The sequence below is a fragment of the Aeromicrobium sp. P2_G6 genome, from assembly GCF_056403535.1.
Genome location: NZ_JBFUFH010000015.1, coordinates 1 through 3618 on the forward strand (window position 1 = coordinate 1; position 3618 = coordinate 3618).

Annotated in this window: 4 protein-coding genes; 3 read left to right on the forward strand and 1 reads right to left on the reverse strand. The window is 64.5% G+C overall.

The window, feature by feature from the left end:
* The 3 genes from AC1DVU_RS22335 to AC1DVU_RS22345 all read left to right on the forward strand — a co-directional run.
* Window positions 1–921: alpha-ketoacid dehydrogenase subunit beta (locus tag AC1DVU_RS22335; protein ID WP_476924669.1), on the forward strand; the 921-nt coding region annotated here is incomplete at its 5' end.
* The gene (locus AC1DVU_RS22340) at window positions 918–1493 is read left to right on the forward strand and encodes a hypothetical protein (RefSeq protein WP_476924670.1); all 576 of its coding nucleotides are present in this window, start codon (window positions 918–920) and stop codon (window positions 1491–1493) included. The genes AC1DVU_RS22335 and AC1DVU_RS22340, both read left to right, overlap by 4 nt.
* A 175-nt stretch (window positions 1494–1668) precedes the next feature.
* Complete coding sequence (locus AC1DVU_RS22345) at window positions 1669–2346, forward strand: TetR/AcrR family transcriptional regulator (RefSeq protein ID WP_476924671.1); 678 nt, start codon at window positions 1669–1671, stop codon at window positions 2344–2346.
* A gap of 1041 nt (window positions 2347–3387) precedes the next feature.
* On the opposite strand, the gene AC1DVU_RS22350 is transcribed toward AC1DVU_RS22345, so the two are convergent.
* Window positions 3388–3618 (reverse strand): transketolase C-terminal domain-containing protein (locus AC1DVU_RS22350; RefSeq protein ID WP_476924672.1); only part of this gene is annotated, 231 nt, incomplete at its 5' end.

Sequence of the window (3618 nt, forward strand, 5' to 3'; positions counted from 1 at the left end):
GACCCGACGGTGTTCATGGCGGGGATCGACGTCGGCAAGGGCGGCAACGTCTATGCGCTGTTCCGCAAGCTCTTCGAGCAGTTCCCCGGACGGGTCCGCGACACGCCAATCTCTGAGTCAGCAATCATCGGCACCGCGGTCGGGTCGGCCATGGCCGGGATGAAGCCCGTCGTCGAGATCATGTACATGGACTTCATCGGGGTCTGCCTCGACGGCATGATGAACCAGGCCGCCAAGCTTCGCTTCATGACCGGCGGCCGAGCAAACATGTCACTCGTTATCCGGACGCAGTTCGGCGCTGGCAGGTCCTCGGGAAGCCAGCACTCCCAAAGCCTCGAGGCAATCCTCGCTCACATACCGGGGCTGACTGTCGTGATGCCAGCCGACCCTGCTGAGACTTATGGGCTGCTTCGTGCCGCGATCCAGAGTCCAAACCCGGTGGTGTTCGTCGAGAACCGCAACCAGTACGGGCTCAAGGGACCCCAGCCACAGGACTCCTACGTCATTCCTCTCGGCAGGGCCCGCGTCGTCCGACCCGGGACCGACATCACCGTGGTGACTTACTCGCGGATGGTCCACGACGTCATCGCGGCCGCCGATGAGGTCGCGGAAGAGGGGATCGACGTCGAGGTAATCGATCTTCGGACAGTCGCCCCCTTCGATCGAGCGGCCGTGCTCGACTCGTTGCAACGTACCGGCCGACTCATGGTTGTCCACGAAGGCGTGCAAGACTTCGGCGTGGGAGCCGAAATTGCGGCGTTGGCCGCGAACGAGGGTTTCTGGCACCTCAAGGCACCTGTGGTCCGGGTGGCGCCTCCGTCGATGCCCGTGCCATACTCGCCCGCGCTCGAGCATGCGTGGCTCCCGGGCACAGACGACATCGCCTCAGCCATCCGGCGACTGGCCCAGGTGGGTCGATGAGAGTTCAAAGGGCACCGCGGTCCATACACCAGCCAGAGCCTGCTCCGTTCGAGGGGGGCGCGGCGCAGAGCTCCGATGGCGACGCGGCGCGCGGTGGCCTCCCGGCAGAACGACACTCGGAGATCGGCGCCGGCCATGCGTCGGTCGAGGTCGACGTCACGAGGATCCGGGCACGATGTAATCCGCAGGCCCTCCTGGACGAGATCGTCCGGTGCTTGCTGTTGGCCTGTCACCACGAGTCCGTACTCACCGCCGACGCCGAGGCGGTCGTCGCGGAGGTGACCGCGGACGGGCTCGTCCGTCGAGACGGGTCCGTTATGGGAGATCTCTCGAACGCCTTGCTGGTCGTTCCCGTCCGCCGAGCCGGTTGGGTGGGCGTCGCCGACTGGGGGCGCATGGTCGGCGCCACGGCCGTGGTGGGGCCCGACGTCCAGACACTCACATCGCCCTCGGACGACGTGCTGACCGTCGAGCGGCGACGCGTCGTCCGAGTGTCCCTGTCGTCACCAGCAGCGTCGTACCGACTCATACGGGCGCTGGACGTGGTGGCTAATTCGATGGAGGGCGCGTAACGCACCGGTGTGCGACGAGCGGCGGCGATCCTCGCGGGTGCGCGGTGCGCGCCATCGTCATGAACACCCGAGGCCTTCGGGAACACGGTGCACGCGCCATCGCGTTGCCACGTGGCGTCACGCATCTCCGCGATGCCTACACTGACTCGGAACGTCGACGAAGGAGCACCGAGACATGGCGAGACCTCCTGGCCACGGGGAAGGCTTCGAGGCGCGCCGTCAGGAGATCATCGACGTGGCAGCCGCTCTGTTCGCACGCCGAGGCTACGCAGCGACAGGGATCGCGGAGATCGGCGGCGCGGTGTCGCTCGGCAAGGGAGCGCTTTACAACTACATCGGCTCCAAGGAGCAGCTATTGGTCGAGATCCAGGACCGTGTCCTCAGCCCGCTCCTGCGTGCTGCGCGGACAATCGAGGGCCTCGACGAGGAGCCGCTGGTTCGCCTCCGCCTCTTGTCAGGATCGCTGCTGGGGATGATCTTTCGTCGGCTCGACGACATCTGGGTGTACGAGCACGACTATCGCTACCTCACGGGCGACAACCTCGCCAAGGTGGTGGCTCAGCGGCACGAATTCGAAGGAATCGTCCGACGGCTCGTCGAGGGCGCCATGCGTTCCGGAGCCTTGGAGCCTGGCGATGCCCACATGGTCATGCTTCAGTTCCTCAATCTTCACAACCACACCTATCAATGGGCTCGCCCGGCAGGTGGACGAGGCCCCGACGAGTTGGCAAGCATCTACTGCTCCACGTTGTTCCGGGGACTGGGCTGCACGGTCTCGATGCAGGACATCGAGGATCGGGCTCAGGAGCTCCTACGCGACGGAGATTTTCGGAGAGCCGTGGACCCGGGGTGATCTCGACCTGATGTGCGAGGGCTAATCCGGCAGGTCAGCAGCGCTCGCATCGTGGGCGATGCTACGCCCTACAACGCCTACGAAAATACTGAGGAATGTCGGGCGTCAGCCGGCCGAGGCGCCCCACGACTGCACGTTTAGATCTCGTCGGATCACGTCGAGAGGTCGATCATCGTCGACCGCGTGGCCAATCTCGTGGCGCATTAGGCGATCCGCCGCTTGCTTCGAAGGGTGATGAGCAGAAGTCAGCCCGCCCATGTGATGACAGCACAGTTTTGACTCGGCGTTAGGGCGTTGCTGGAGCGCGCGATAACGGGGGATCCATCGCTCCTTTATCAATCTGGACGGCGGGCTGAATCGAAGTGGCTTCCGATTCAGCAGGATTCAACTGCCTGTAGCGCGAAGTCGACGTGACTGACGACTCGAGACGGCTAACGTCCGGTTGGCACAGAGGTATTCATCGCGATCCCTCGATGGTCTCCGCCAAAACGTCGAGCGCGCGGACGATTCGGAAGGCCGGCGCTGATGCTGCGCTGAGTGAAACTCGCACAGTCTGGCGCCGCTCAACGGTCAAGGCGCTCTGAGGCGAGGATAGGAGTGAACTCACGGGCCCAATGACCGCAATTGCTCCGGCTGATACCCCCCAATCACCGACGGCTATAAGCCCCGTCCGAAGGGTTCCGACGACCAGCAAGGCGTCTGGCCGATCCATAATCGGATCGCCATATTCGTCGATCAATCCACCGGCGCTCAGTCGCGCGACGACCACGTCCGATTCGGCGTCAATGATGAGCTCGTGCTTGCATGCGAATAGAAGATGTCGGACAACCTCGTCCCTGACGGTCTGAGCATCGGTGCGAGCGTGAAGCTGGGTTACATCGATGTCGAGTGCTGCACCTGTGCCATGCGGTGAGGTTCCCGTGATGGCGCCAGTGGCCCGGCCGGCGCTTGCGCCACCTGCGAGATCGCCATCCCGCTCCGCCACTATTCCTTTCGGAGCAGGCTGTGGCTGTTGCGCGGCTCGAGGAGCACGTTGGACTCTCATCGACCCGCCTGGGCCAGTCGCCGGATGGCTGAGGCGATGTCGTCTGTGCCCGGGAGCCACGCATGCTCGAGCGCGGGCGAGTATGGCACGGGCATCGACGGAGGCGCCACCCGGACCACAGGTGCCTTGAGGTGCCAGAAACCCTCGTTCGCGGCCAACGCCGCAATTTCGGCTCCCACGCCGAAGTCTTGCACGCCTTCGTGGACAACCATGAGTCGGCCGGTACG

What these genes read in the sequence shown, in the direction of transcription:
- AC1DVU_RS22340 (WP_476924670.1), top strand. Translation starts at nt 918, where the DNA reads ATGAGAGTTCAAAGGGCACCGCGGTCCATACACCAGCCAGAGCCTGCT.
- AC1DVU_RS22345 (WP_476924671.1), top strand. Translation starts at nt 1,669, where the DNA reads ATGGCGAGACCTCCTGGCCACGGGGAAGGCTTCGAGGCGCGCCGTCAG.